Here is a 25,735-nt window from a genome sequence, read left to right on the forward strand (position 1 = left end):
GCTCTGGCGCGAAGTCCATGCCGGTGCCGTTGATGAAACCAAAGACCGCGCCTGTTACTTTGGGGCGCTCATACCCTGTTTTTTGCATTTGCGAAAGAGGCAAAGCGTCTTGATGACGCTCTGCCGCATTTTCACCGCAGAATCAGGCGCTGCGCACCGGATCGAGCACGACCTTGTAAAGCTCATTATCGTCCCGGTCCATCAGCCGCACGCTGAGTTGTTCGCTCACGCCATCGACATCGACGATGCCGAAGAACTGAAGCCCCGCGGATGGCGGCAGGTTCTGGCCCTGCTCTGCCGTCGGTGCCTTGACGAATTTAAGCTCCGGCCCGAATGTCATATCGAGATCACTCGGTCCGAACGTGCCCGCATGCAGGGGACCGGAGACAAACTCCCAGAACGGGTCAAAATCCTGGAAAGCCGCCTTGTAGGGATTGTAATAATGGGCAGCGGTATAATGCACATCCGCTGTCAGCCAGACGGTGTTGCGGATGCCTGTCATCTTCATATGCCGCAGCAGTTCGGCAATTTCCAGCTCGCGGCCACGCGGCTCGCCATTATGGCCCTGGGCCACGGCTTCCGTGCCTTTCTTGTTGAGAAAGTCGTCCCAGACGATCAGGCCCAAAGGCATGTCGGCGGCGATAATCTTCCAGGTCGCCTTGGAATTGGTCAGCTCCCGCTTCAGCCAGGCCACTTGCTCGGCCCCGAGGATGCGCGATTCCGGCGTCTGGACCGTTTCCATGCCGTCGTGATTGGAACCACGATAGCTACGCATATCGAGGAAAAACACATCGACCAGCGGACCGTGGGAAATCTTGCGATAAACCCGGCCCGGCTCGGCAGGCGTGTAGCGGATCGGCGTCATTTCATGGAAGGCACGGGCGGCACGCGCCGACAGAAGAGCGATGGATTTTTCGCTATAGCGATTGTCGGCGGTCAAATCCTTGCCCGACGACCAGTTGTTCAGCACTTCATGATCGTCCCACTGGTAATGGGTTGGACAAATCGCCGACAGTTCCAGCAAGTTCTTGTCCATCATATTGTATTTCCACTGGCCGCGATATTCGTCCAGCGTTTCGGCCACCTTGCGCTTTTCATCAGTGACCACGACATTTTTCCATTTGGTGCCGTCCTTCAGATCGACCTCTTCCTTGAGGGGACCATCCGCATAAATGGTGTCGCCGGAATGCAGGAAGAAGTCCGGCTGATGCTTGGCCATCGTGGCATAGGTCTTCATGCCGGTTTCATCGATGCCCCAGCCCTGGCCCACCGTGTCGCCCGACCAGACGAATCGGACATTGCGCCTGGAGGCGGGTGCGGTGCGGAACCGTCCGGTAATCGGCTCGGAAACACTGTTGATATGGGAAAGATCAGCAGCCGTGAACCGATAGAAAATCTCCTGGTCGGCAGGCAGGTCGGCCAGCAGCCGCTTCACGGCATAATCGCTGTCCGGCAGGGCATTGAGGGCGGTGAGACGCACCGGATTGGCAAAGCTTTCGGTGGTGGAATATTCCATCATGATCCGCGAAGGGCGGTCTACCCGCGTCCAGATCATCCCGGAATTCAAATCGACATCACCGGATTGGACGCCGTGGGTGAAAACAGGGCGGTCCGCCGCCCGGGCATAAAACGGCAGCGCCAGGCCGGACCCGGCAGCAAGCCCGGCAGCACTGGTGCCGAGCAGAAACGAACGGCGGCTCAGCGCCTTGAAGGATGTGGACATCAAACCTCTCCTTGGAAAACGACGCCGGTTGCATCGAACCGACGTCGGAGCCAAACAGAGAGACATGTCATGCGCTTAACTGCACCGTGACAGTTTCGTTAAATTTCCTGCAACAGCAGCCGAAGGGCTTATGCCGCAAGCCCGCGCTTCTTCAACATCGCTTCCGGGCTCGGCAACCGACCACGGAAGGCCTTGTAGGTTTCTTCCGGGTCCACTGCACCGCCGATGGCGTAGATATTGTCCTTCAGGCGCTCGGCCATATCAGGATCGAAGGCATTGCCGGTTTCCTCGAAAGCCTCGAAGGCGTCGGCATCCAGCACTTCCGACCACATGTAGGAATAATAGCCAGCCGAATAGCCATCGCCGGAAAACACATGCTGGAAATGCGGCGTGGCATGACGCATGACGATGGAGGACGGCATGCCGATGTTTTGGAGAATCTCGGCCTGCACCGCCATCGGATCGGCCACTCGATCCTCCCGGGTGTGAAACGCCATATCGACCAGCGCCGAAGAGGTGAATTCGACCGTATCGAACCCGGCATTGAAGGTCTGTGCTGCCAGAACCTTGTCGAGCAAGGCCTGTGGCATGGCCTCACCGGTCTGGTAATGCACGGCATAGGTTTTCAGGATATCCGGCACCGTCAGCCAATGTTCATAGAGCTGCGAGGGCAGTTCCACAAAATCACGCGATACGGCGGTACCCGACACGGACGGATAGGTCACGTCCGACAGCATCCCATGCAGGGCATGGCCGAATTCGTGAAACAGCGTGCGGGCATCGTCCAGCGACAGCAGAGCTGGCTTGCCATCGGCAGGCTTGGCGAAATTGCAGACATTGTAGATGATCGGCAATTCGCCCTGCGCACCGTTCTTCAGCGGCAGCTTGTGCTGCGATTGGAAGGAACTCATCCAGGCACCGGAGCGCTTCGAGGACCGGGCGAAATAATCGCCAAGGAACAGCGCCTTCAACGTGCCATCGGCCTGGCGGATTTCAAACACCCGCACATCCGGGTGATAGCCCTTCACATCTTTCAGTGGAACAGCAGTGATGCCGAACAGCTTTTGCGCCACGGCAAAGCAGGCTTCGATAATTTTTTCCAGTTGCAGATAGGGCTTCAGTTCAGCTTCCGAAAAATTGAACCGGTCGGAGCGCAGCTTCTCGGCATAGAAACGCCAATCCCATGGCGCAACAGCGTGGTTCTTGCCATCCTTGGCAATCAGCTCCGCCAATTCCTGCTCTTCGATGGCCGCCTGGGCGACAGCGCGTTCCCAGACCTGCATCAGCAGGCCGTTGACCGCTTCCGGGGTCTTGGCCATGGTATTGTCGAGCTTCAGGGCGGCAAAATTCTTATAGCCCAACAGCTTGGCCTTTTCCGCCCGAAGCGTCAGGGTTTCGGTGACGATGGCGCGGTTGTCACGTTCACCACCGTTTTCACCACGCGCCACCCAGGCCTTGAAGGCTGTTTCGCGCAGGTCCCGTCGTTCGGAAAAGGTCAGGAAGGGGACGATGACCGAGCGCGACAGCGTCACGGCATAGGCTTCCCCCTTGCCACGGGCTTGCGCGGCAGAGGCCATCGCATCCTTCAGAAAATCGGGAATGCCCGCCAGCTCGTCATCGCTGGTCAGCGGCAATGCCCAATCGGTCTCATCGCCCAGCACATTCTGGCCGAAATTGGCGCCAAGGCTGGCCAGCCGCTCATTGATCGCCGCCAACCGCTCCTGTTCGGGCTTGGCGAGCTTGGCACCAGCCTTGACGAAGCCTTTCCAGTGCCGCTCCAGCACCCGGGTCTGCTCCAGCGTCAGGCCCAGGCTGTCGCGCTTTTCCCACAAGGCATCGACGCGGGCAAACAGCGCCGCATTCATGCTGATCTTTGAATAGTGGCGCGACATTTTCGGTGCAATTTCGCGCTCCAGCGCCTGGATGACCTTATTGGTATCGGCACCGGCCTTGTTCCAGAACAGCGCCGAGACCCGCGACAGGCCATCCCCGGCGATCTCCAGCGCAACGATGGTGTTGTCGAATGTCGGCTCTGACGGATAATGGGCGATGGTGTCGATATCAGCGTCGTGTTCAGCCAGCGCCATGTCGAAAGCCGGGGCAAAATCCTCATCGGCGATGGCGGTGAAATTCGGCAGGCCATGCGGCCCATTCCATTCGGTGACGGTGGCAAAGGCGCCGTTGGGGCCAAGATTACGGTCTGGAGATGTCATCACGAAGCAATCCTTCTCATCAATGACAAAGATATAGGCGATCACTCCCGCTATTGTCACCCCTATGCCACCCCTCTGTTGCGCGGGTGTGGGCATCAATGGGATCGCCGATGGCAATGACCGCAGCGGTCTGAAGAATTTTTCATTTCAATTGTACCCCGGCTGGCTTAGCAATGACCCATGCCCGTTGAATATGCCCCCGCCCCATGACGAGATCCGCCACCCCGCCGTCCCGGATGAGCGAGAACCGCACCTCCCTGCTTGGTGCGCTGTTGACCATGATCGGGCCGCTGTCCATGGCGATCTACACGCCCGCCATGCCGCAATTGGTCCATGCCTTTTCCACCACGGATGCGGCCATCAAACTTAGCCTGTCACTCTATTTCGCGGGTTTTGCCTGCGCGCAATTGCTGTCCGGCCCGTGTTCGGATGCGTTCGGACGACGCCATGCAACGCTGGGCTTTCTTGGCATCTACCTCCTCGGCAGCCTGGCCGCCGCCTTTGCGCCCTCTGTCGAGTTGCTGCTGGCCGGGCGCATCATTCAGGGCATCGGCGCATCCGTCGGGGTCACGGTGTCGCGCGCCATGGTCCGCGACCAGTTCGTCGGGGAGCAGGCGTCGCGGATCGTCAATATGATCGGCATTATGCTGGCCATCGGACCCGCCATGGGGCCGACCGTCGGCGGATTGGCGCTTGTCGCCTTCGGCTGGCAATCGGTGTTTCTGCTGATGGTCGGGTTCGGGGCGATCAGTATCGTCACGGTCGCTATGCTAATGGCGGAAACGGCGGTGCCGGACCGGCAGATGATCCGCCCGGCACGGCTCATCGCCTCTTACGCAACCCTGATTGCCGACCGGCGGGTGCTATGCTCGGCCCTGGTTCTGGGCGGCTGTGTCGGCGCGCTTTATGCGCAATCGACCATGCTACCTTTCGTTTTGATCAACAAGGTCGGGTTGTCGCCAGCGCAATTCGGCCTTGGCATGTTGATGCAGACCGGCTCCTATTTCGCCGGTTCAGTGGCGCTGCGGCTGGTATCGAGCCGTTTGCGGCCCGGTCAGGCGCTGCGCTTCGGGCTGACGCTGGCTGGTTACGGCGGATTGCTGATCTTTTTGTCCACCCATCTGCTGACCCCGACTTATCTGTCCATCATGGGACCGGTCGCCGTCTGCTCTTTCGGCATGGCCTTCGTCATTCCCGACATCTCCACCGCAGGTCTGTTGCCACATCCAAAACTGGCGGGGTCGGCGGCGGCCCTGATGGGGTTCGTGCAGATGAGCTGCGGTTTCCTGGGCGGGCTTGCCGCTTCCTGGCTCGGCGATCCGCTCACCGCCTTCGGCACCATCATTCCGCTGATGGAATGGATGGCGATTGTCGCCTATGTCGGCTTCCTTCACGCATGGAAACAGGTCCAATAAAAAACCGCCGCCAGTTTCCCGGCGGCGGTTTCAAATCTTTCAAAGCGAATATTTACTTGCCGAGGTTGCGCTTGGCCAGCGTGCGCAGACGGAGTGCATTGAGCTTGATGAAGCCCGCTGCATCCTTCTGGTCATAGGCGCCCTGGTCGTCTTCGAAGGTGACGAGCTGGTCGGAATAGAGCGACTTTGGCGATTCGCGGCCGATGACCATGACATTGCCCTTGTAGAGCTTCAGCGTCACTTCGCCTTCGACATGTTCCTGGCTCTTGTCGATCATCGCCTGCAACATTTCCCGCTCCGGCGAGAACCAGAAGCCGTAATAGATCAGCTCAGCATAACGCGGCATCAGCTCATCCTTGAGATGGGCAGCGCCACGATCCAGCGTGATCGATTCGATAGCGCGGTGGGCCGTCAACAGGATGGTGCCGCCGGGGGTTTCGTAAACGCCACGGCTCTTCATGCCGACGAAGCGGTTTTCAACCAGGTCCAGACGGCCAATGCCGTTGTCACGGCCATAGGTGTTGAGTTCGGCCAGCAGCGTCGCCGGGCTCATCCGCACGCCGTTGATCGACACGGCATCGCCCTTTTCAAAACCGACCTTGATGACGGTCGCCTTATCGGGAGCGGCTTCCGGCGAAATCGTGCGCATATGCACATATTCCGGCGCTTCCTGGGACGGGTCTTCCAGAACCTTGCCCTCGGAAGAGGAATGCAACAGGTTGGCATCGACGGAGAACGGCGCTTCACCCTTCTTATCCTTGGCGACCGGGATTTGGTTTGCTTCAGCAAAGGCCAGCAAATCGGTGCGGCTCTTGAAAGCCCAATCGCGCCAAGGGGCGATGATCTTGATATCAGGGTTCAGCGCGTAGGCCGAAAGCTCGAAGCGGACCTGGTCATTGCCCTTGCCGGTCGCGCCATGAGCGATAGCATCGGCGCCGGTCTTCTTGGCAATCTCGATCAGATGCTTGGAAATCAGCGGGCGGGCAATCGACGTGCCGAGCAGGTAGACGCCTTCATAGACGGCATTGGCGCGGAACATCGGGAAGACGAAATCGCGGACGAATTCCTCGCGGACATCCTCGATGAAGATTTCCTTGATGCCCAGCATTTCCGCTTTCTTGCGGGCCGGTTCCAGTTCTTCGCCCTGGCCGAGATCGGCAGTGAAGGTCACGACTTCAGCACCGAGTTCGGTCTGGAGCCATTTCAGGATGATCGAGGTATCGAGACCGCCGGAATAGGCGAGAACGACCTTTTTGACGTCTTTCGGAAGTACCATGAGTGCGAAGTCCGTGTGTCTGGGCGAGGCCACTGAACCGGGCCTCCTCGGGTTGGAGGCACTTTTAGCCGGATTGGCGCGCCATGCAAGGGTGAAGCCACCGGACATTGTCGATGCGGGTAGAGGAAAGGCAGGAGGCAGATCAAAAAACCGGGCGTGATTTGACTTGGAGGCCCTCTGTCCCATATGCCGAATGTCGTGAATGCGACAATTCCACGGGTAGATTCAAGCATTTCAGCCAGGAATTGCATAGAAACGATAGAATTGGAAAGGTTCATGCTCTTCCAGCATGGGCCTTTCCGAGCCATCAAAGGAGCAAGACATGACCGACATTCAATCGGTAATTGCCAAGGGCAAGGTCGCGGTCGTCACCGGGGCAGCCTCAGGCATCGGCCTTGCCGCCGCCAAGGCTTTCGCCAGCCAGGGCATGTGCGTCGTGCTCGCCGATCTCGGTGGGGACGCGCTTGCCAATGCACGCAGCGAAGTCGCAACAGTCTCGGAAAATCCCGAGAGCGATATCGTCGCCATCGAGACAGATGTCAGCAAGCTGGATGAGTTGGAAGCCCTGGAGCGCGCCGTGCTTCAACGCTTCGGGCGCGTCCACCTGCTGATGAACAATGCTGGCATCCAGCCAGGCAGCAGCCTGTTCGGGCCACAGGTCAACTGGGACAACGTGTTTGCCGTCAACCTGATGGGCGTCATCCATGGCACCAGGGTATTCGGGCCTGATATGATCGCCCACAGGGACCCGGCCATCATCATCAATACCGGCTCCAAGCAGGGCATCACCACCCCGCCGGGCGATCCCGCCTATAATGTTGCCAAAGCAGGCGTCAAAGCGTTCACCGAGGCCTTGCAGCATGAACTGCGCAACACGCCGGACTGTAATGTCAGCGCCCATCTGCTGATCCCCGGCTTCGTCTTCACCGGTCTCACGGCTGGCGAGCGGACGACAAAGCCCGACGCGGCCTGGACGCCGGAACAGACGGTGGATTTCATGCTGGACAGCCTCAAACGCGGCGATTTCTACATTCTCTGCCCTGACAACGATGTCGCACGGGCGACGGATGAGAAGCGTATCGCCTGGGCTGCCGGTGACATCATCGAAAACCGTCCACCGCTGTCACGCTGGCACCCGGATTATGAAGAGGCCTTCAAGACACATCTGAAAGGCTGAATGGCCTTTATATGTTAAGCGTCAGGCTGTGACAGGTGGCTCTCGACATCTGCCACGGCCTGGCTAAATTTACGAGAATTCTATTTAAATTTCTCGTTATGCGTGCATAAATATCTCCATTCTTATGGAGGTGTTTCATGACAATTTTTTACGCCTGGGTTAATCCCGCATTTTTCGAAGGCAATCCTCTCGATCACACCTGGGTCACGACCTATGACAACAGGGTTACCCCCTATGCGACAATCGATGCAGTGACACAGGCCGGACAAACCTATTGGTATTGCTGGGGTGATTTTCACGCCACCGGCTCCACCGATGATTATCCAAACGGCCTGCTTGCCCAGCAGGACGGCAACACCGCTGTTGCCACCTGCCTTGTCGAACCCAATGTCGAGGGATCGCTTTCCAATTCGCCCCCGAACGGAACCATTCTGGTCTATGGTGTGAATGGCGTTTGCCATCAGATTGCCAACCAGGTGCTGTATGCGACGAAAACGGCAACGACAGCGCCTTTGACGGTCAAGGGCGCCGCCGGATATGCCTTGAGTACCTTTCTCTATGGTACCTATGGCACCCGTAAAGCCGCATGGGCAAAGAAGATCGCCACCTGCACAGCGGGTGAGACCAGCGGAGCGATCCGGGAAGAGGATGCGATGAGCGACCTGCCAGATGATTTTCTCGACCATGCCCGCCAGACACTCGGCGACCAGCCCGAAAAACTGCAAAAGCTGCTGGACTTGCGAGACACGGTCGCATCCTACATGGCAATGGACCTGCCAGGCACGGCAGCGCCTTCGATTGAGCTGATCAACGCGCGTAACCAGCACATGTTGGATCAGGCCGCGGACCTTCTCGGAGCAACCGATTTTGAAAAAGTCTTCGGCATTAACCCCGAAAAACGGGTGAAACTGGTTCATCCATCACAGCTGGACCCCACCAGAGAGCAAAAATAAGCCTCGCATCCGCTTGCTGAAAAGGGAGCGCGGATCGTAACATGACCCGCGAACCCTCTTCATATGCTATGCGAGATAGTCATGACCTTCATTCCGGGCCTACCGACCCTTCTAGCCTTCACAGCCGCCTGCCTGTTGCTGGCGGCGACGCCGGGGCCGGATATGACACTCTCGATCAGCCGTGCGTTGCGCGATGGCAAGGCGGCGGGTCTTGCCGTGCTGATCGGCACCAATCTCGGGATTGCGGTCCATACGATGCTGGTGGCTTTCGGGGTCTCGGCCCTGATCGTCGCTTCACCGACGGCCTTTCTGATCCTGAAAAGCGGTGGAGCGGCTTATCTGGCCTGGCTCGCCTTCCAGGCAATCCGCCACGGCTCAAAATTCGTCGCCACGCCTGAAGCGGGCGCAAAGGGCAGCGTGAAGGCGGCGTTTCTCAACGGAATCTGGGTCAATCTGCTCAATCCGAAGGTCATCATTTTCTTCATGACCTTCCTGCCGCAATTCGTCACCGCCCATGACCCTGATGTCACCGGCAAGCTGATCTTCCTCGGTTTCTGGTTCATGCTGGTATCGCTCCCGGTCACGGTCGCCATCGTGCTGGCCGCCGACAAACTGGCTGGCTGGCTGCAACGCAATCCGAAAGTGCTGAGGGGAATGGATTACACCTTTGCAGGCGTGTTTTCAGTCTTTGCCGCCAAGATCCTCATGACCCAGGCGCGATGACATAGGCCGCGACAACAGGGGCCGGGATTATAAAAGCCCGATAACGCAGATCAATGAACGTGTTTGCGCGATTTTTCCGCGTCAATACGATCCTTGCGGGTGATGAAGAGCATGAAAAAGCCAATCATCAATCCACCGACGGGCATGATCAACATTGTCAGAAATTGCTCTGTGCTCATGGCTTCAGACCTTTCAATATCTTCCGCGCTAACAAATGTAATGCCACAGACGCTAAAATGCAAATGGAACAGACAAGAGCGAGATTTCCGTTCGGACCATGGCCGCTATTGACCGTCGAGATCACGGGCGCAAAACCGCCAACGGCAAAAATCGCGATAGCAACGCCATTGATATAGGTTGCCGTTAGCTTGGTTCGTTCATTGCGAACGGCAATTTCCATCAATCGTCCTCACCTTAATCATCCTCGCCATGGCCAACGATCATCATCGCCTCATAGGCCAGACGCTCGGTCTTGCGCATCCGTTCCGATTCCGACTTCAACTGTCCGCAAGCAGCCAGAATATCGCGGCCGCGCGGCGTGCGGATCGGTGAGGCATAGCCTGCCGAATTGATGAAATCGGCAAATTTCATGATCTGGTCCCAGTCGGAACACTGGTAGTTGGTGCCCGGCCAGGGATTGAAGGGAATGAGATTGATCTTGGACGGAATGCCCTTCAACAGCTGAATCAGGCCCTTGGCATCCTCAAGACTGTCGTTGACATCCTTCAGCATCACATATTCGAAGGTAATGCGCCGGGCATTGGACAGGCCCGGATAATTGCGACAGGCTTCGATCAGGTCCTTCAGCGGATATTTCTTGTTGATCGGCACCAGCAGGTCGCGCAATTCGTCACGCACCGCATGCAGTGAAATCGCCAGCATCACGCCGATTTCATCGCCGGTGCGGTAGATTTCCGGCACGACGCCGGAGGTCGAAAGCGTGATGCGGCGCTTGGAAAGCGACAACCCATCGCCATCCGAGGCAATCAGCAGCGCCTTTTTCACTTCCTCGAAATTATAAAGCGGCTCGCCCATGCCCATCATCACCATATTGGTGATCTTGCGGCCCTCATTCGGCACCATCGCGCCGACAGGCGCATCGCGGTCGGGAAAATCGCCCAGCCGGTCGCGGGCCAGCAACAGTTGCGACAGCACTTCTTCCGCCGTCAGGTTGCGCACCAGCTTTTGCGTACCGGTGTGACAGAAGGTGCAGGTCAGCGTGCAGCCCACCTGGCTGGAAACGCAGAGCGTCCCCCGGCCCTCTTCCGGAATATAGACGCATTCCACCTCCACCGGACGCCCGGCACCGCGCGGCGGATAGCGCAGCAACCACTTGCGGGTGCCGTCATTGGAGACCTGTTCCTCAACGATTTCAGGCCGGGCAATGGTGAAATGCGCCTTGAGCTTCTCGCGCATGTCCTTGGCGACATTGGTCATCTGGTCGAAATCGGAGACGCCGCGCACATAGATCCAGTTCCACAACTGGGCGACGCGCATCCGCACCTGCTTGTCGGCCACGCCGATCTCGCGCAGCATCTCGCCCATTTCCTCACGGGTCTGGCCGATCAGGGTCGGCTTGGTAGCGCCTGTCATGGCGGCGGGCCGCGCCTGGGGCGTCCGCTCAATGATAATTTCCGTGGCAGCCATCGCTTAACCTCATCAAAACCAAGTGATCGACAGCCTAGCAGCCATAAAATGACGCGGGCCTTCGCACTCTATTTTTCAACTTTGCTGTGTGCAAGAAATCGATAACGCCCCATCATCAGCAGACAACGGCGCGGCAGCCTTCAAGACCGCATTTGCCGGGCCTTTATCATCAAAATGCCGCGACGTCATCCCAAAACGCAAAAAGGCCGGGAGACCCGGCCTTCGTCGCATCATGAAGCAAATATTATTTGCACTTTTCAATGCGTTTCAAGGCATCGGAAATACCCTGAAGCGAATAGGCGTAATTGGTTGGCGTGCCACGACCGGAAACGGCCTGGACGCTCATGGTCTTGCCGACCTTCATCGCGGCGACCAAAGCTGGCTCTTCCGCGGCGTTTTCCACCCAGGCAGCACTGTCTTTGGTAAACATCGTAAAGCTCTTGGCGTCGATCTTCACCGTCACCTTGGAACCGGTCTTCAGCGTGTAGCCCATCATCGCCTGCGGCTCGTAGGAAATGTTCTGGCCGGGACGCTGCGAGACGATGAAGAAAATATCGCCGTGATTGACAGAGGGCGGTTCCTTCGTGGTCGGCACCGACAGCACATAGCAGACCGTGCTATTGCCGGACTTGTAGGAATAAGCACCCCAAGCCTTGAACTGCTCGATCCGCGTCGGGCTTGGCGATTGCGCTGCGGCCACATCAGCGAATGCCAGCATGATTGCGACTGCGGTTGCGATTCTTTTTACAAACATTTTCTTCCTGCCGCTTTTTCGTCGGACGCCAAGACAAACAGTCTCGTGTCCAGCCTCGAAACCTCATTCAATTTGACTTAATTTTGGTTACCAAACCGTCAACGAGACATGAAATGCACAGCTTATAGCCGACAAATCCATGCTTCCAGTCAGTCCTTTTCCGAAAATGGTACAGATTGAAGGCACCGGCAGATCAACCGGCCCTCTGGTAGAACACAAGGAATCAGGCAGGAATTGGACTATGGCGCAAGAGACTGGCGCCATAGTTGAAAATGTCGCAATCAGCCCCGCTCAGCCTGCCCATGTGGTGCGCTTTTTTCCCCACCTTGCACCGGATCGCCGTCATCGGCCAAAACGGCATCGGCTGCATCGTAATGACGTTCCTTGATGTGGCCGTTGATCATCGCCAGCGCAGTCGTCAGCACGGCAATGTCGTCGGTAAAGCCGACAAAGGCCAGCATGTCGGGAATGGCATCAAACGGCAGGACGAAATAGCCAAGCGCCGCCAGCAGGATGCCCCGCACCCTAAGCGGCGTCTGCCGATCCGTCGCGCAGTAGAAGGCGGCAATCACATCCCGGGAAAACGGGATGTGGCGAATGGCTTTGCGCATCTTCGGCCAGAAGGTGCGGCTCAGCTTTTGCTCCTGCTTTTGCTGTTCGGCTTCATCGCCCGGCAGAAGAATTTCACCAATCTTCACATCGTCCAGTTTCGCCTCGACCATGACCTGCCTCTTTCTCACTCTCCAACGTGGGTTGTGGACCCTGATATGGGAATGGCGAGTGTTTCTGTCAAACGCGCCGCTTTGCGACCTGGTCCATGGCAGCTGCCAGCTTCAGATCATGCCCGGTCAATCCACCGACATCATGGGTGGTCAACCGCACATCGACACGCCTGTAAACATTGAACCATTCCGGATGATGGCCCATTTTTTCGGCAATGATGGCGCATTCCGTCATGAAGCCGAAGGCTTGGGCAAAATCGTCGAAGGAAAATTCCTTGGTGATCGCGTCGCCCTGTTCAGACAGGCTCCACCCATCCAGGTCGCGCAGAGCGCCGGGAATCGCCTCCGGCGCAAGTCGTTCATATCGCATGATCAATTCCAATCTGACCGCCGCAGCATATCACTCGCCCACATGACGAGGAGCGCTCGTGAGACAAGCCATTCGAGCGCAAAAAGTTCCTTTGAAGTCCGTTTTCAGATTGGGCTTATCCGTTCAGCGAATGCTCGGCATGTTCTGAAAAACTGACCTCTGAGCGCTCTTCATAGAGGGGGAAGATTTCCTCCTTCAGATAAGGGCCACCCCCCACCGATTCCTTGGAGGACATCAGCACGAATCTTGGAACGAAAAAGGGCGCGGTCTGGAAATTACCGCGCCCTGATAAATAATGAACAACGTCATCCAGTCTCGATGACTTCAGCCGCGCCAGTGTCACATGCGGCATAAACTTTCGGGGGTCGGGTGGCAGCCCCACGCGTTGGCAGATCCGCTCTATTTCGCCCTGAAGCGCCGTCATCTGCGGATGTGGCGTAACACCTGCCCAGATGGAATGCGGTTTCTTCGACCCGAAGGACCCGATGCCGTTCAGACTGAGCTGGAATTCCGGCCGGTCGATGCGATCCAGCCTATCGACGATCTCATCGGCGGTTCGCCCGTCGATATCGCCTATGAACCGAAGGGTGATGTGGTAATTTTCCACATCGATCCATCGGGCTCCCGGAAGCCCGCCGCGCAGCAAAGACAGGCTCAAGGCCACGTTGCGCGGAATTTCGAGGGCAGTGAACAATCTCGGCATGGAGAGCTCCCCGAATCTTTTGCAGATGCTAACAACGAATCATGCTTGCAAAGGGTAAGCAAGTCGTTAATTGACCTTATCCTCCAAACCTTTCGCGAAACTCTGGACGGCGGGCAGCATATGCTCGACCATCACCCCCACGCCCTTGGCGTTGGGATGCATGCCATCGCCCAGTTTCAACGTGGCATCAGTCACGACGCCCTCAAGGATAAAGGGATAGAGCGGAATTTTATATTTTTCAGCCAGGCGCTGATAGATCGGATTGAACCTTTTGGCGTAATCTGCGCCCATATTGGGTGGCGCGATCATGCCCACCAGCAGCACGCCAATCTTGCGGGCCTGCAATTTTTCGATGATCGCAGATAAGTTCTTTTCGCTCTCTTCCGGCGCGATACCGCGCAGCGCATCATTGGCGCCAAGCTCCAGGATAACGCCCTGCGTACCGTCAGGCACCGACCAGTCAACGCGCGCCAGCCCGCCTTCCGTGGTATCGCCGGACACGCCAGCATTGCCGATGCTGACATTCATACCCTTGTCATGCAGGGCTTTTTCCAGCTGGCTCGTCAAGGCCTCGTCGCCCTGAAGCTGATAGCCGGCCATCAGGCTGTCGCCGAGCCCGATCAATTGTACTTGCGCTTCCGCCACCGGCGTATCCCCCGTTGCATCCTCTGGCATGGACTGGTCCGCGGGAGGCTGGTCAGGCATGGACTGTTCCGCTGGCTGGCCTTGCGGAGCCTGTTCCTGAGCGCCGCTCGGCAGGGCAAAACTACCGCCTGCGAGCAGGCTAGCCACCACTATGACGGCGAATTGAAGGGGGACAGGTTTAAAACCCATGATGGCTTTCCTAAATTCGCGTAGACGATCATGATGCCCGACCGGACATCGCCAAGGCGTTAAAGCCCTTGAACCTCATATAGGACGAAAACCGCGTGAGACAAACCATCATTCAGCTCAGAAAAGCCGATCTCACCCTTGGCAATGCCGCAGCCTCGGTCCACGTCCTCAAGGGTATGGACCTGGATATTTCAGAAGGCGAATCAATCGGCATCGTCGGTCCATCCGGTTCGGGCAAATCGACGCTGCTGATGGTGCTGGCCGGGCTGGAACGGCTGGACAGCGGCGAAATCCACATCAACGGCACCGCGCTGCATGGCTTGAGCGAAGATGCGCTCGCCGATTTTCGCGGCCGCAATATCGGCATCGTCTTTCAGTCTTTCCACCTGATCGCCAATATGACGGCGCTGGAAAATGTCGCCGTGCCGCTGGAACTGGCCAATATCAAAAATCCTTTCGACATTGCCGCCCGGGAATTGCGCGCCGTCGGCCTAGGCGAGCGGCTCAGCCATTATCCCGGCCAATTGTCTGGCGGCGAACAGCAGCGGGTCGCCATTGCCCGCGCCCTTGCCCCCTCGCCCGCCGTGGTGATTGCCGATGAGCCGACCGGCAACCTGGATGGCGCGACCGGACGCCAGATTGCCGATCTTCTGTTTGCCAAACAGGCCGAGCGAAAGACCACATTGGTTCTTGTCACCCACGATACCGCGCTGGCCGGTCGCTGCTCAAGACAGGTCCGCGTCCGCTCAGGCCAGATCGAGTCGGGCGATGAAGCGGGCAAAACACTTGCCGACGAGACCGTTTCGGCATGAGCGGATTTTTGCAACGTCTCAGAACCGCCTTGCGTCTCAGCGCCCGCGAAATGCGCGGCGGGTTTGGCGGATTTTATATTTTCCTGGCATGCATTGCCCTCGGCACGGCAGCGATTGCCGCCGTCAATTCCGTCTCCACATCGATTACCCGGTCCATCGCCAGCCAGGGGCAATCGCTTTTGGGCGGCGACATCCGGTTTGAGCTGAACAACCGGGAGGCCAATGCGGCGGAGAGTGCCTTCCTCCAGGGGCTCGGCACCGTCTCAGCCTCCACTGGCCTGCGCTCCATGGCGCGGTTGCCGGATGGGTCCGATCAGTCTCTGGCCGAAATCAAGGCGGTCGATAGCGCCTATCCGCTCTATGGTACTTTCGTCGCCACGCCGGACCAGCCCTTGGCTGACCTATTGACAAAAACCGGTGACGCTTATGGCGCAGTGGCAGCCCCTTTGTTGCTCGATCGGCTGGGGATAAAGATCGGCGATAGCCTGCTGGTCGGCTCCGTCCGGCTGGTGATCACCGGCACCATCACCACCGAGCCCGATGCCATTTCCGAAGGCTTCGGCTTTGCACCGCGCATCATCACCAGCCGCGAAGCGCTTGCCGCCTCCGGCCTGATCCAGACCGGCAGCCTGGTCGAACAGGTCTACAAAATCAAGCTGAAACCCGGCAGCCCGTCGCTCGCGGCCATTCAGGATCAGGCTAAACAGCAATTCCCTGATGCGGGCTGGTCAATCCGCACCAGCGACCGGGCAGCCCCCAACCTGACCGAAAATATCACCCGGTTTTCGCAATTCCTGACACTTGTCGGGCTGACGGCGTTGATTGTCGGCGGTGTCGGCGTCGCCAATGCGGTGCGCGCCTTTCTTGACAGCAAACGCAGCGTCATCGCCACGTTGAAATGCCTGGGCGCACCGGCCTCCGTCGTCGTTATGGTCTATCTGTTCCAGATCCTGATGGTCGCCAGCATCGGTATTGCGCTGGGGCTCGCCATTGGGGCCATCGCGCCCTGGATCGCCAGCTATTATCTCGCGCAATTCCTGCCGATCCAGGCGGATTTCGCCATTTACCCACGCTCGCTGCTGCTCGCCCTGCTGTTTGGCGGGCTGACCACGCTGGCTTTCGCCGTCATGCCGCTCGGCCACGCGCGGCAAGTGCCGGCTACTGCGCTGTTTCGCGAGCAGGGTTTTGAGACCCGCCGCCTGCCCTCCTGGCCTTACGTGCTGGTGGCGGCGCTGGCTATCCTCGCCCTTGCCGCGCTGGCCATTCTGACTGCCTATGATCGGCGGCTGGCGATATTCTTCCTGATTGCCATGGCCGCCAGCTTTGTGGTGCTGCGGCTGGTCGCTTATGGCGTTGCCGCACTTGCCCGCAAAAGCCCTCGGCTTCCTTCCCCTGCACTTCGTCTGGCGGTCGGCAATATCCATCGGCCAGGCGCGCTGACGCCCTCGGTCATTCTGTCGCTTGGCCTTGGCTTAGCACTTCTGGTGACGCTGTCGATGATCGACGGTAATCTGCGGCGCAATCTCACTGGAACGCTGTCTGAAAAAGCCCCGAATTTCTTTTTCGTCGATATCCAGCGCGACCAGCTCGACAGTTTCCGTCAGATCATTACCCGTGAGGCTCCAGAGGGACAGGTCGTTGAAGTGCCGATGTTGCGCGGACGAATCACCGCTTTCAATGGTCAGGACGTTGCCAAGATGAACGTGCCGCCGCAGGGCCGATGGGTCCTGCGCGGCGACCGGGGTATTACCTATGCGACCGACTTGCCGAAAAATGCCACAGTGACCGAGGGGCAATGGTGGACACCGGATTACAAGGGTGAACCGCTGGTGTCTTTCTCAGCCCAGGAAGCCAGCGAACTGGGCCTGAAGCTGGGCGATACGGTAACTGTCAATGTGCTGGGCCGCACCATCACCGCGAAAATCGCCAATTTCCGCAAGGTGGATTGGCAATCCCTGTCGATCAATTTCGTCATGGTGTTTTCGCCCAATACCTTTGCTGGCGCCCCCCATGCCTGGATCGCCACCCTGACCGAGCCATCCGCCAGCCCGCAGCAGGAAGCCAGCATCCTGCGTGCCGTCACCAAGGCCTATCCCACCATTACCAGCGTTCGGGTCAAGGATGCATTGGACATGGTCAATTCGCTGGTCGGCCAATTGGCTGTCGCCATTAGGGCCGCCGCCGCCATCGCCCTGATTTCCTCCGTTCTGGTGCTGTCGGGTGCGCTTGCGGCAGGCAATCGGGGTCGCACCCATGATGCGGTGGTGCTGAAAACGCTTGGGGCGACCCGCCCGATGCTGATCCGCGCCTTCACCTATGAATATCTGCTGCTTGGCCTTGCCACGGCGATTTTTGCGCTGCTGGCCGGAAGCGTTGCCGGTTGGTATGTGGTCAGCCAGATCATGAAACTGCCCGCCAGCTTCCTGCCCGGAGTCGCCGTTTCCACCGTCGCGCTGGCGCTGGTGACGACGATCGGCATCGGTCTTGCCGGAACATGGCGGGTTCTGGGTCAGAAGGCAGCGCCGGTTCTGCGGGAACTCTGACAGGGATGTGGCCTTGGCCGTTAACCGAACTGAATGACCAGAGGCCACATTACCGAGGTTTAACGCAAAAGCCCTTGTTCTATAGCGTTATTGCTCCCATATTGACGCTACGCATGCTGGAGCCCCGCAGCGGCGCTTGGGACATTGTCCCGCACCGTGAACAATCCGGGGCTTAATGAGAGGAAACCATGTCTGATTTTCGCAATTATCAGGCGCGTACTGGGGTAGGCTCGGCCGAGATGATCGACCAGGGCCTGCGCAGCTACATGCTGAAGGTCTATAACCTGATGGGTCTTGGACTGGCGATTACCGGCGTTGCGGCTTACGTGATCGCCATGCTTGCCACCACGACCGACCCATCCCAGGCTGTCGGACAGTTCGGCAACGGCATCATGCTGACCAGCCTTGGCGCTGCCATTTACGGTAGCCCGCTGAAATGGGTGATAATGCTGGCTCCTATCGGCCTGGTATTTTTCCTGAGCTTCAAGATCCAGTCGATGAGCGTATCGGCAGCCCGCACCACCTTCCTGGTCTATGCCGGTCTGGTGGGCCTGTCGCTGTCGTCGATCCTGCTGATCTATACCGGCCAGAGCGTGGTGCAGACCTTCTTCGTTACGGCTGCCTCGTTCGGTGCCCTGTCGCTCTACGGTTACACCACCAAGCGTAGCCTGAGCGCGATGGGTTCGTTCTTGATCATGGGTCTGTTCGGCCTGATCATCGCTTCGCTGGTCAATATTTTCCTTCAGTCTTCAGCGCTGGCCTTTGCTGTTTCGGCTATCGGTGTTGTGATCTTCGCAGGCCTGACCGCCTACGACACGCAGAAGATCAAGGAAATGTATTTCGAGCAGGATGGTGCCGATACGGCTGGCCGCAAGGCCATCCTGGGTGCGCTGACCCTTTACCTCGACTTCATCAACCTGTTCCTGTTCATGCTTCGCTTCATGGGCGACCGCCGCTAATCCGGAACAGAGCAACAGGATCACATCAGGGCGGCCTTCAGGTCGCCCTTTTTCATGCGCCGTCTTGCCGTAAGCGTCTGGCTATGCAAGACGAAATCTACACTGTTTCTCAGCGTAGAAAGTCCCATGCCCGTGCAAATTCGCGCCGCCACCCCAGCCGATATCCCCCGCATAACCGTGATTTACCGCCATTCGGTTCTGACCGGCACGGCCAGCTATGAGATCACGCCGCCTGACGAGGCCGAGATGGCGCACCGGATGGAAACGATCACCTCTCAATCCTATCCCTATATCGTCGCTGAGGATGATGATGGCAGTCTGCTCGGCTATGCCTATGCCTCGGCCTTCCGCACTCGGCCCGCCTATCGCTTTCTGGTGGAGGATTCGATTTATCTGGCAGAGGCAGCCCAAGGCAAGGGGATCGGCAAGGCGCTGCTGACCGATCTGGTGGCGCAATGCACAGCACTGGGTTTCCGGCAGATGATCGCGGTAATCGGCGGCGCTAATCCCGCGTCAATCGGCGTCCATCGCAGCCTGGGATTTTCCCATGCCGGAGGTATCAACGGCTCCGGCTTCAAGCACGAAACCTGGCTCGATACCGTTTTCATGCAACGCGCGCTCGGCGAGGGCAACCAAACCCTCCCCGATGAAAAATCCTATCCAGGCAGCCTGTTTAAAGGATAAGGATGCTCTATTCGACCAGTTTCAAAACCTTGTCGAACACTTTCAGCACCTGGCGCAGGTCATGGCCGCGTTTCAGGATCATGCCATGGGTATTGACCACCGAAAAGGCCCCTTGCTTTGCCGCGAGCTTCGGATTTTTCTCGATCCGGTACAAAGGCATTTCGCCGGAGCGCTTGAAAACGGAAAACACCGCCTTGTCTTTCAGGTGGTCGAGCGCGTAATCCCGCCACTCCCCTTCCCCGACCATCCGGCCATAGACCCATAAGATCGCGTCCAATTCCGTACGATGAAAAGTGACCGGCAGCGGATCGAGATTCTGCTTGTAATCCCTCAGATCCACCACGGGAGCGGGTCTGTTGCCTGGGCGCTGGCCAGTTTCAGGAGTGACGGGCGGGACTTCGCGAGGTAAATCCGGCTGATCGGTCATTGGGGCTCCTTCGTGCTTTTCATGACAAGCCGGTGACAGTTTGCCTGACAGGCATCAAATTGCAAGAGCGTAACTGCGTAAGCGGTTTGCGCCAAAAAGCGCAACCTGCACCATTTCGGAAGGTTTTTTTCCTTCGCCGTATTTCGGTCAAAACAGCGCCCCAATTGCAGACGAGATTGCACCGTCTTCAGTTGACGCGTCAGCGTCAAGGGTCCGGTCTGGCGCATTGACCCCTTACCCCCAGCCCCCCAATGTTCCCGGCCGGACCCGCTGAAGACATAATATTGTATGTGAGACCTGTCGGCGCGCCATGCGCAGACTGTTTTCCAATCAGGGATTGAGCTGCTTAGCGCTCTCATTTCCTACGGATTGAGCCATTACCATCGCTGCGCCGACGATACGGCCAGGCTCTCCATTTTGCGTCGAAGACTGAAGCAAGACTGCAAATCCATCGCAATCATTGCTGCGCAGAACCTTGGATGGCAGGGTCAGCTTCAAACTATCGCCATGCCACATGCCGACAGATTGAATGTCGCTGACGCTGTTCCAATAGGTCATGCGCTGACCCTTGTTTTCACCCTTCAGGACCTCGACATCTTTTCGTCGCTTGAAATAGACGACGATCACATCAGCGCGGCCTTGCCCACTACCGATCGACACCGACAGTGCGTCGCCTTGAATGGCCGCGTCAACCTTGACCGACAATCCATTGCCGCTGGCCCGCAGCCCATCCAGTTTTCCCGAAAGCGTCGCCGCATCGGTACCCTTCATCTGCATCGTTCCATTGACCACAGCCTGGGGCGTATAGACCCCGCTCCTGCCGAAGCTTCGTGCATAGGCATATTGGCGAGCGGTATTGCCAGGGGACCCGAGCGTATCGGTCCAGCCACGGTAGTTCCAGTAATCGACATGGTAGGCCAGTGCGATCACATCAGGTTGTTTGGCGAGCGCTTCAAAGGCACGGTCGGCGGGTGGGCAGGACACACAGCCCTGCGACGTAAAAAGCTCGACAACCCCCTTCGGCGAACGCGCGTCCTCAGCCTTGACGACCGAGGCACCCGCCAAGCACAACATCAGGCCCATAAGGAGGCCTTTTCCAGGGATTGCCGTAACCTTCATCGAAACCACCGATACTGCCCCATTCTTCAACCCTCCCCTTTATTCAACCCTTAAAGCCCGGCCACGATAGCACGGCATCGCGCCGATAATCGCAGTCTAAGCGTCTCGAGCCGCCAATCCGATGCTGCTCGGACCCGCCCCCCCTTTGCAGCCGGTCATCGAAGCCAGCCCGGCTTACGCTGTCCATACTGCATAAACATGTCAAAGCAGTTTAAACCGGTCACATGAACCTGGTCTTAAGCCCCGCCACACCATCGATCTGTCTGCTCATGGTCGAGAGGATAAACAGGACCTACTTCAACACCAAGTCACGTTGGGGTGAGAACAACCTGAAAGCGAAGAGAAAACAAAAAAGCCGCCGGCATTTGCGCCGGCGGCTGGTATTTTCAATAGGAATCGACCGGATTAAGCGGCCAGATCGCGCAGAACGGTCTGCAAGATGCCACCGTTATTCACATAGGTCACTTCGTCAAGCGTATCGATGCGGCAGATCAGCGGCAGATCCTTTACCGTGCCATCGGCATAGGTGATCTTGGCGATCTTCTTCTCGCGTGGCTTGATCTCGCCTTCGAGGCCTTCGATGGTGACAGTTTCGTCGCCCTTCAGGTTGAGGCTGGCCCAGGTGGTGCCGTCCTCAAACACGAAAGGCACGATGCCCATACCGACCAGGTTGGAGCGGTGAATACGCTCGAACGACTGGGCGACCACGGCGCGTACGCCGAGCAGGTTGGTGCCCTTGGCAGCCCAGTCACGCGAGGAACCGTTGCCGTATTCGACGCCTGCAAAGATCACCAGCGGAACGCCCTCGGCCTTGTACTGCATGGCCGCATCGTAGATCGACATCTCTTCCTTGGACGGATAATGGATGGTGTAGCCACCTTCCTTGCCGTTCGGGCCGAGCATGTGGTTGCGGATACGGATATTGGCGAAGGTACCGCGCATCATCACTTCGTGATTGCCGCGACGGGTGCCGTACTGGTTGAAGTCCGCCACGCCAACGCCGTGATCCAGCAGATAGGCACCTGCAGGCGACGCCGCCTTGATGGAGCCAGCTGGCGAGATATGGTCGGTGGTGATCTTGTCGCCGAACAGGCCAAGAACGCGCGCATTGGTGATGTTCTTCAGACCGGAGCCGCTCTTGCCCATGCCCACGAAGTAAGGCGGGTTTTGAACATAGGTGGAGTTGTCGTCCCAGGCATAGGTCTGGCCAGCCGGAATCTGAACGGCCTGCCAGTTTTCATCGCCCTTGAACACGTCGGCATATTTGCTTTCGTATAGTTCGCGGGTGACGTATTTCAGGATGAATTCCTGGATTTCCTTCGAGGTCGGCCAGATGTCCCTGAGGAAAACCGGATTGCCGTCCTGATCTTCGCCCAGAGGCTCGGTGGTCAGATCCTTCTGGACCGAACCGGCCAGCGCGTAAGCCACAACCAGTGGCGGAGAGGCCAGATAGTTGGCCTGAACGTCCGGCGAGATACGGCCTTCGAAGTTACGGTTGCCCGACAACACGCCAGCGGTGATCAGGCCCTTGTCGTTAATGGTCTTGGAAATCGGCGCTGGCAGCGGGCCAGAGTTGCCGATGCAGGTGGTGCAGCCGAAACCAACGAGGTTGAAGCCGAGTGCATCCAGAGACACTTGCAGACCAGACTTGGACAGGTATTCACCAACAACCTGGCTTCCAGGTGCCAGCGAGGTCTTGACCCAAGGCTTGGACTTCAGACCCTTGGCAACAGCATTGCGGGCCAGAAGGCCAGCCGCAATCAACACGCTCGGGTTGGAGGTGTTGGTGCAGGAGGTGATAGCGGCAATGGCCACATCGCCATGACCGAGGTCGAAGTCAGTGCCCTCAACAGCGTAGCGATTGGTCAACTGGCCAGGCTTCTTATAGTCGCCTTCCAGAGCCGTTGCGAAGTTTGGCGCAATCGTTTCCAAGGCAAGACGGCCTTCCGGACGCTTTGGACCGGCCATCGACGGCACAACGTCGCCGAGATCGAGTTCCAGCGTGTCGGTGAACACCAGTTCGGAACCGTCACCATCACGCCACATGCCCTGCGCCTTGGAATAGGCTTCGACCAGTGCAATCCGGTCCTTGGTGCGGCCCGACATCGTCAGGTAGTTGATGGTTTCGCCGTCAACCGGGAAGAAACCGCAGGTCGCGCCGTATTCTGGGCCCATGTTGCCAATGGTGGCGCGGTCGGCCAAAGACATCGAATCCAGACCGGGGCCGAAGAATTCAACGAACTTGGACACAACGCCCTTCTTGCGCAGCATCTGAACAACGGTCAGCACGAGGTCGGTGGCGGTGACGCCTTCCTTGACCTTGCCAGTCAGCTTGAAGCCGATAACTTCTGGCAGAAGCATGGAAACCGGCTGGCCAAGCATGGCCGCTTCCGCTTCGATACCACCCACGCCCCAGCCCAGAACACCCAGACCGTTGATCATGGTGGTGTGGCTGTCTGTGCCAACGCAGGTGTCAGGATAGGCAGTGGTTTCGCCGTCTTCATCCTTGGTCCAGACTGTCTGGCCGAGATATTCAAGGTTGACTTGGTGACAGATGCCAGTGCCCGGAGGAACAACGCGGAAGTTTTTAAACGCCTGCTGACCCCACTTGAGGAAGCGGTAACGCTCGCCGTTGCGCTCATATTCCAGCTCAACGTTGCGGGCAAAAGCGGTTGGCGTGCCGAACTCGTCCACGATGACCGAGTGGTCGATGACGAGGTCGACAGGAACCAGCGGGTTGATCTTTTCCGGATCACCACCCAGCGACACCATGGCATCGCGCATGGCAGCCAGATCGACCACGGCGGGAACGCCGGTGAAGTCCTGCATCAGCACGCGGGCCGGACGATAGGCGATTTCGTTTTCAGCCGTGCCCTTGTCAACCAGCCAGGCGGCGACGTTTTCAATGTCGGCCTTGGTGACGGAGCGGCCGTCTTCGTTGCGCAGCAGGTTTTCCAGCAGCACCTTCATGGAATAGGGCAGCTTGGAGACGCCGGTCAGGCCATTGGCCTCGGCCTTGGGGATACTGTAATAGACATAATCCTTGCCATCGACGGAAAGCGTCGACCGGCAATTGAAACTGTCAAGCGATTTGGACACGGATAGAACCCCGCTGATACTGATAGCCAACACATACGTGCGGACGCCTATGCACTACATGCACATCAGGATGCGGGTGCGACCATTTCCGCTGTCCGCCCGTGAAAATCGCTTTACGCAACATTCAAGTTCGGCGCTAGGATGATGGACACGCCGGTCGCTGGCGTGGTTGCAGGTCTTATAGAGAATTTCCAAGAACTGTTCCAGAGTGTAGAAGGCCAAATGGCACAATTTTTTAAAGGCGATAAGCTTTGCTAAACAAAGGGGAAATCACCCGGCTAAATGCCCTGGAACTGGCCGCAAAACGCGGGGAAGATCTGCTGTTTCGCAACGTCTCCTTCACGCTGTCATCTGGCGAAGCGCTGATCCTGACCGGTCGCAACGGATCGGGAAAATCCACCTTGCTGCGGGTCATCGCCGGCTTCATCCGGCCAGAGCGCGGCTCCGTCCTGTTCGAATCACCCGGCACAGAACCACGACCACCACGCGAGATCAGCCACTACCTCGGCCACCGCAACGGCATGAAGGCGGAACTGACGGTGGTCGAAAATCTGCAATTCTGGAAGGCATTTCTCGGACAGGCCCAAGGCGGTTCGGGCATCTCCATCGAAGAGGCCGCCGATCAGGTCGGGCTGGGCGGCATCACCCACCTGCCCTATGGCTATCTGTCCGCCGGGCAGCAGCGGCGCTTCGCCATGGCCCGGCTACTGGTATCCTACCGCCCAATCTGGATTCTCGATGAACCGACAGCTGCGCTGGACTTGAAGGCCGATGAGATGTTTTCAAGCCTGATCCGCGCCCATCTGGCCCAAGGCGGCATGGTGCTGGCCGCCACCCACCAGCCACTGGGCCTGGAAAGCCCGAAACAGTTGGAAATGAAGGGCTTCGACTACGGCGATCTGGAGGATGCGGCGTGATCGCTCTTTTTCTGCGCGACTTGAAACTGTCGGTCAGGGCGGGCGGCGGCGCGCTGATCGGTGTGCTGTTCTTCCTGACCGTGGTGGCCGTCATTCCCTTCGGCGTTGGCCCGGATATGAACCTGCTGGCCCGCATTGGTCCTGCCATTGTCTGGATCGGCGCGCTGCTGTCGGCGCTGCTTGGCCTCGACCGGCTGTTTCAGGCCGACCGTGATGACGGCTCGCTGGATCTGCTTCTGATGCAGGAAACGCCGCTGGTGCTGACCGTCTTCGTTAAATGCTTGGCCCATTGGACGGCGACCAGCCTGCCGCTGGTGATCGCTTCGCCGCTGCTGGGCCTGTTCATGAATATGAGCGAAATGGCCATCGGGGCGGTGATGTTGACGCTGCTGGTCGGCTCTCCTGCGCTCACCTTCATCGGCGCTGCCGGGGCAGCCGTCGCCGTGGCCCTGCCGCGCGGCGGGCTGCTGGTATCGATCCTGGTTCTGCCGCTGGCCATTCCGGTGCTGATTTTCGGTGTCAGCGCCTCCTATGCGGCTGTGGAAGACCCGGCCCCTTTTCTGCCGCCCTTTCTGTTTTTATCGGCACTTACTTTATTCTTCGCTGTCATCGGGCCATCGGCAGCCGCATTGGCGCTTAGAAACACAGCGGATTGATCGTTCTTG

Annotated in this window: 24 protein-coding genes; 10 read left to right on the forward strand and 14 right to left on the reverse strand. The window is 58.2% G+C overall.

All coding sequences use genetic code 11. The features are described 5' to 3' along the window. Positions 1 to 142: 142 nt before the first annotated feature. Together AVCG78_RS14750 and AVCG78_RS14755 are read right to left on the reverse strand one after the other, a co-directional pair. On the reverse strand, positions 143 to 1,723 hold the full coding sequence (locus AVCG78_RS14750; protein WP_071202994.1) for an alkaline phosphatase D family protein: 1,581 nt from the start codon (positions 1,721 to 1,723) through the stop codon (positions 143 to 145). A 128-nt stretch (positions 1,724 to 1,851) separates the two neighbouring features. Next, positions 1,852 to 3,936: a M3 family metallopeptidase gene (locus AVCG78_RS14755; protein WP_071205392.1), complete on the reverse strand. Its 2,085-nt coding sequence runs from the start codon at positions 3,934 to 3,936 to the stop codon at positions 1,852 to 1,854. A 236-nt stretch (positions 3,937 to 4,172) separates the two neighbouring features. Between AVCG78_RS14755 and AVCG78_RS14760 the strand changes: the two genes are divergently transcribed. Then, positions 4,173 to 5,351, forward strand: coding sequence for a multidrug effflux MFS transporter (locus AVCG78_RS14760; RefSeq protein ID WP_071202996.1), 1,179 nt, complete (start codon positions 4,173 to 4,175; stop codon positions 5,349 to 5,351). 52 nt (positions 5,352 to 5,403) lie between these two features. On the opposite strand, the gene AVCG78_RS14765 is transcribed toward AVCG78_RS14760, so the two are convergent. After that, positions 5,404 to 6,627, reverse strand: coding sequence for an argininosuccinate synthase (locus AVCG78_RS14765; protein WP_071202998.1), 1,224 nt, complete (start codon positions 6,625 to 6,627; stop codon positions 5,404 to 5,406). 322 nt (positions 6,628 to 6,949) lie between these two features. Between AVCG78_RS14765 and AVCG78_RS14770 the strand changes: the two genes are divergently transcribed. The 3 genes from AVCG78_RS14770 (at position 6,950) to AVCG78_RS14780 (ending at position 9,480) form a co-directional block, all read left to right on the forward strand. Beyond that, positions 6,950 to 7,804: an SDR family NAD(P)-dependent oxidoreductase gene (locus AVCG78_RS14770; protein ID WP_071584370.1), complete on the forward strand. Its 855-nt coding sequence runs from the start codon at positions 6,950 to 6,952 to the stop codon at positions 7,802 to 7,804. A gap of 137 nt (positions 7,805 to 7,941) precedes the next feature. After that, complete coding sequence (locus tag AVCG78_RS14775; protein WP_071203000.1) at positions 7,942 to 8,757, forward strand: hypothetical protein; 816 nt, start codon at positions 7,942 to 7,944, stop codon at positions 8,755 to 8,757. 81 nt (positions 8,758 to 8,838) lie between these two features. After that, complete coding sequence (locus AVCG78_RS14780; protein ID WP_071203002.1) at positions 8,839 to 9,480, forward strand: LysE family translocator; 642 nt, start codon at positions 8,839 to 8,841, stop codon at positions 9,478 to 9,480. A gap of 50 nt (positions 9,481 to 9,530) precedes the next feature. Here the strand turns inward: AVCG78_RS14780 and AVCG78_RS27210 are convergent, their stop codons facing one another. From AVCG78_RS27210 to AVCG78_RS14815, 8 genes are all read right to left on the reverse strand, one after another. Beyond that, positions 9,531 to 9,659, reverse strand: coding sequence for a hypothetical protein (locus tag AVCG78_RS27210; protein ID WP_267889528.1), 129 nt, complete (start codon positions 9,657 to 9,659; stop codon positions 9,531 to 9,533). Next, the gene (locus tag AVCG78_RS14785) at positions 9,656 to 9,880 is read right to left on the reverse strand and encodes a hypothetical protein (protein WP_015917430.1); all 225 of its coding nucleotides are present in this window, start codon (positions 9,878 to 9,880) and stop codon (positions 9,656 to 9,658) included. Before AVCG78_RS14785 ends, AVCG78_RS27210 begins: the two co-directional genes overlap by 4 nt. 14 nt (positions 9,881 to 9,894) lie before the next feature. Further along, positions 9,895 to 11,073, reverse strand: coding sequence for a 23S rRNA (adenine(2503)-C(2))-methyltransferase RlmN (gene rlmN, locus AVCG78_RS14790; RefSeq protein ID WP_409065482.1), 1,179 nt, complete (start codon positions 11,071 to 11,073; stop codon positions 9,895 to 9,897). A 298-nt stretch (positions 11,074 to 11,371) separates the two neighbouring features. Continuing rightward, the gene (locus AVCG78_RS14795; RefSeq protein ID WP_015917432.1) at positions 11,372 to 11,881 is read right to left on the reverse strand and encodes an invasion associated locus B family protein; all 510 of its coding nucleotides are present in this window, start codon (positions 11,879 to 11,881) and stop codon (positions 11,372 to 11,374) included. Positions 11,882 to 12,162: 281 nt separating this feature from the next. Next, positions 12,163 to 12,588 (reverse strand): YkvA family protein, encoded by a 426-nt coding sequence (locus AVCG78_RS14800; protein WP_049777323.1) that lies wholly within the window; start codon positions 12,586 to 12,588, stop codon positions 12,163 to 12,165. An 82-nt stretch (positions 12,589 to 12,670) separates the two neighbouring features. After that, the gene (locus AVCG78_RS14805; protein ID WP_015917434.1) at positions 12,671 to 12,973 is read right to left on the reverse strand and encodes a 4a-hydroxytetrahydrobiopterin dehydratase; all 303 of its coding nucleotides are present in this window, start codon (positions 12,971 to 12,973) and stop codon (positions 12,671 to 12,673) included. Positions 12,974 to 13,088: 115 nt separating this feature from the next. Continuing rightward, entirely contained in the window at positions 13,089 to 13,676 is a 588-nt protein-coding gene (thpR, locus tag AVCG78_RS14810) for an RNA 2',3'-cyclic phosphodiesterase (RefSeq protein WP_015917435.1), read from the reverse strand. A gap of 66 nt (positions 13,677 to 13,742) precedes the next feature. After that, a complete protein-coding gene (locus AVCG78_RS14815; protein ID WP_071205390.1) occupies positions 13,743 to 14,351 on the reverse strand; it encodes an arylesterase in 609 nt (202 codons plus the stop codon). A gap of 254 nt (positions 14,352 to 14,605) precedes the next feature. Here AVCG78_RS14815 and AVCG78_RS14820 point away from each other — a divergent pair, with 254 nt between their 5' ends. From AVCG78_RS14820 to AVCG78_RS14835, 4 genes are all read left to right on the forward strand, one after another. Next, positions 14,606 to 15,322: an ABC transporter ATP-binding protein gene (locus tag AVCG78_RS14820; protein ID WP_071203006.1), complete on the forward strand. Its 717-nt coding sequence runs from the start codon at positions 14,606 to 14,608 to the stop codon at positions 15,320 to 15,322. After that, complete coding sequence (locus AVCG78_RS14825) at positions 15,319 to 17,865, forward strand: ABC transporter permease (RefSeq protein WP_071203008.1); 2,547 nt, start codon at positions 15,319 to 15,321, stop codon at positions 17,863 to 17,865. The genes AVCG78_RS14820 and AVCG78_RS14825 overlap by 4 nt, the downstream gene beginning before the upstream one ends. Positions 17,866 to 18,053: 188 nt before the next feature. Continuing rightward, a complete protein-coding gene (locus AVCG78_RS14830) occupies positions 18,054 to 18,824 on the forward strand; it encodes a Bax inhibitor-1/YccA family protein (RefSeq protein ID WP_060718701.1) in 771 nt (256 codons plus the stop codon). A 126-nt stretch (positions 18,825 to 18,950) separates the two neighbouring features. After that, on the forward strand, positions 18,951 to 19,508 hold the full coding sequence (locus AVCG78_RS14835; protein WP_071203010.1) for a GNAT family N-acetyltransferase: 558 nt from the start codon (positions 18,951 to 18,953) through the stop codon (positions 19,506 to 19,508). Between the two features lie 7 nt (positions 19,509 to 19,515). Here the strand turns inward: AVCG78_RS14835 and AVCG78_RS14840 are convergent, their stop codons facing one another. From AVCG78_RS14840 to acnA, 3 genes are all read right to left on the reverse strand, one after another. After that, a complete protein-coding gene (locus tag AVCG78_RS14840) occupies positions 19,516 to 19,935 on the reverse strand; it encodes a DUF2794 domain-containing protein (protein ID WP_015917441.1) in 420 nt (139 codons plus the stop codon). 330 nt (positions 19,936 to 20,265) lie between these two features. Beyond that, entirely contained in the window at positions 20,266 to 21,018 is a 753-nt protein-coding gene (locus AVCG78_RS14845; RefSeq protein ID WP_139191494.1) for a DUF1223 domain-containing protein, read from the reverse strand. A gap of 441 nt (positions 21,019 to 21,459) precedes the next feature. Further along, a complete protein-coding gene (gene acnA, locus AVCG78_RS14850) occupies positions 21,460 to 24,153 on the reverse strand; it encodes an aconitate hydratase AcnA (RefSeq protein WP_071203016.1) in 2,694 nt (897 codons plus the stop codon). Between the two features lie 251 nt (positions 24,154 to 24,404). Here acnA and ccmA point away from each other — a divergent pair, with 251 nt between their 5' ends. Together ccmA and ccmB are read left to right on the forward strand one after the other, a co-directional pair. Then, positions 24,405 to 25,070, forward strand: coding sequence for a heme ABC exporter ATP-binding protein CcmA (gene ccmA, locus AVCG78_RS14855; RefSeq protein WP_081355238.1), 666 nt, complete (start codon positions 24,405 to 24,407; stop codon positions 25,068 to 25,070). Then, positions 25,067 to 25,726 (forward strand): heme exporter protein CcmB, encoded by a 660-nt coding sequence (gene ccmB / locus AVCG78_RS14860; RefSeq protein WP_060718704.1) that lies wholly within the window; start codon positions 25,067 to 25,069, stop codon positions 25,724 to 25,726. The genes ccmA and ccmB overlap by 4 nt, the downstream gene beginning before the upstream one ends. Positions 25,727 to 25,735: the final 9 nt, after the last annotated feature.

The sequence above is a fragment of the Gillisella vitis genome (assembly GCF_021559775.1).
In the GTDB taxonomy this organism is placed as follows: domain Bacteria; phylum Pseudomonadota; class Alphaproteobacteria; order Rhizobiales; family Rhizobiaceae; genus Allorhizobium; species Allorhizobium ampelinum.

Bases quoted from the DNA above. Each gene is read 5' to 3' on its own strand.
- AVCG78_RS14750 (WP_071202994.1), bottom strand. From the start codon at position 1,723: ATGTCCACATCCTTCAAGGCGCTGAGCCGCCGTTCGTTTCTGCTCGGC.
- AVCG78_RS14755 (WP_071205392.1), bottom strand. From the start codon at position 3,936: ATGACATCTCCAGACCGTAATCTTGGCCCCAACGGCGCCTTTGCCACC.
- AVCG78_RS14760 (WP_071202996.1), top strand. From the start codon at position 4,173: ATGAGCGAGAACCGCACCTCCCTGCTTGGTGCGCTGTTGACCATGATC.
- AVCG78_RS14765 (WP_071202998.1), bottom strand. From the start codon at position 6,627: ATGGTACTTCCGAAAGACGTCAAAAAGGTCGTTCTCGCCTATTCCGGC.
- AVCG78_RS14770 (WP_071584370.1), top strand. From the start codon at position 6,950: ATGACCGACATTCAATCGGTAATTGCCAAGGGCAAGGTCGCGGTCGTC.
- AVCG78_RS14775 (WP_071203000.1), top strand. From the start codon at position 7,942: ATGACAATTTTTTACGCCTGGGTTAATCCCGCATTTTTCGAAGGCAAT.
- AVCG78_RS14780 (WP_071203002.1), top strand. From the start codon at position 8,839: ATGACCTTCATTCCGGGCCTACCGACCCTTCTAGCCTTCACAGCCGCC.
- AVCG78_RS27210 (WP_267889528.1), bottom strand. From the start codon at position 9,659: ATGAGCACAGAGCAATTTCTGACAATGTTGATCATGCCCGTCGGTGGA.
- AVCG78_RS14785 (WP_015917430.1), bottom strand. From the start codon at position 9,880: ATGGAAATTGCCGTTCGCAATGAACGAACCAAGCTAACGGCAACCTAT.
- rlmN (WP_409065482.1), bottom strand. From the start codon at position 11,073: ATGACAGGCGCTACCAAGCCGACCCTGATCGGCCAGACCCGTGAGGAA.
- AVCG78_RS14795 (WP_015917432.1), bottom strand. From the start codon at position 11,881: ATGTTTGTAAAAAGAATCGCAACCGCAGTCGCAATCATGCTGGCATTC.
- AVCG78_RS14805 (WP_015917434.1), bottom strand. From the start codon at position 12,973: ATGCGATATGAACGACTTGCGCCGGAGGCGATTCCCGGCGCTCTGCGC.
- thpR (WP_015917435.1), bottom strand. From the start codon at position 13,676: ATGCCGAGATTGTTCACTGCCCTCGAAATTCCGCGCAACGTGGCCTTG.
- AVCG78_RS14815 (WP_071205390.1), bottom strand. From the start codon at position 14,351: ATGCCAGAGGATGCAACGGGGGATACGCCGGTGGCGGAAGCGCAAGTA.
- AVCG78_RS14825 (WP_071203008.1), top strand. From the start codon at position 15,319: ATGAGCGGATTTTTGCAACGTCTCAGAACCGCCTTGCGTCTCAGCGCC.
- AVCG78_RS14830 (WP_060718701.1), top strand. From the start codon at position 18,054: ATGTCTGATTTTCGCAATTATCAGGCGCGTACTGGGGTAGGCTCGGCC.
- AVCG78_RS14835 (WP_071203010.1), top strand. From the start codon at position 18,951: ATGCCCGTGCAAATTCGCGCCGCCACCCCAGCCGATATCCCCCGCATA.
- AVCG78_RS14840 (WP_015917441.1), bottom strand. From the start codon at position 19,935: ATGACCGATCAGCCGGATTTACCTCGCGAAGTCCCGCCCGTCACTCCT.
- AVCG78_RS14845 (WP_139191494.1), bottom strand. From the start codon at position 21,018: ATGGGCCTGATGTTGTGCTTGGCGGGTGCCTCGGTCGTCAAGGCTGAG.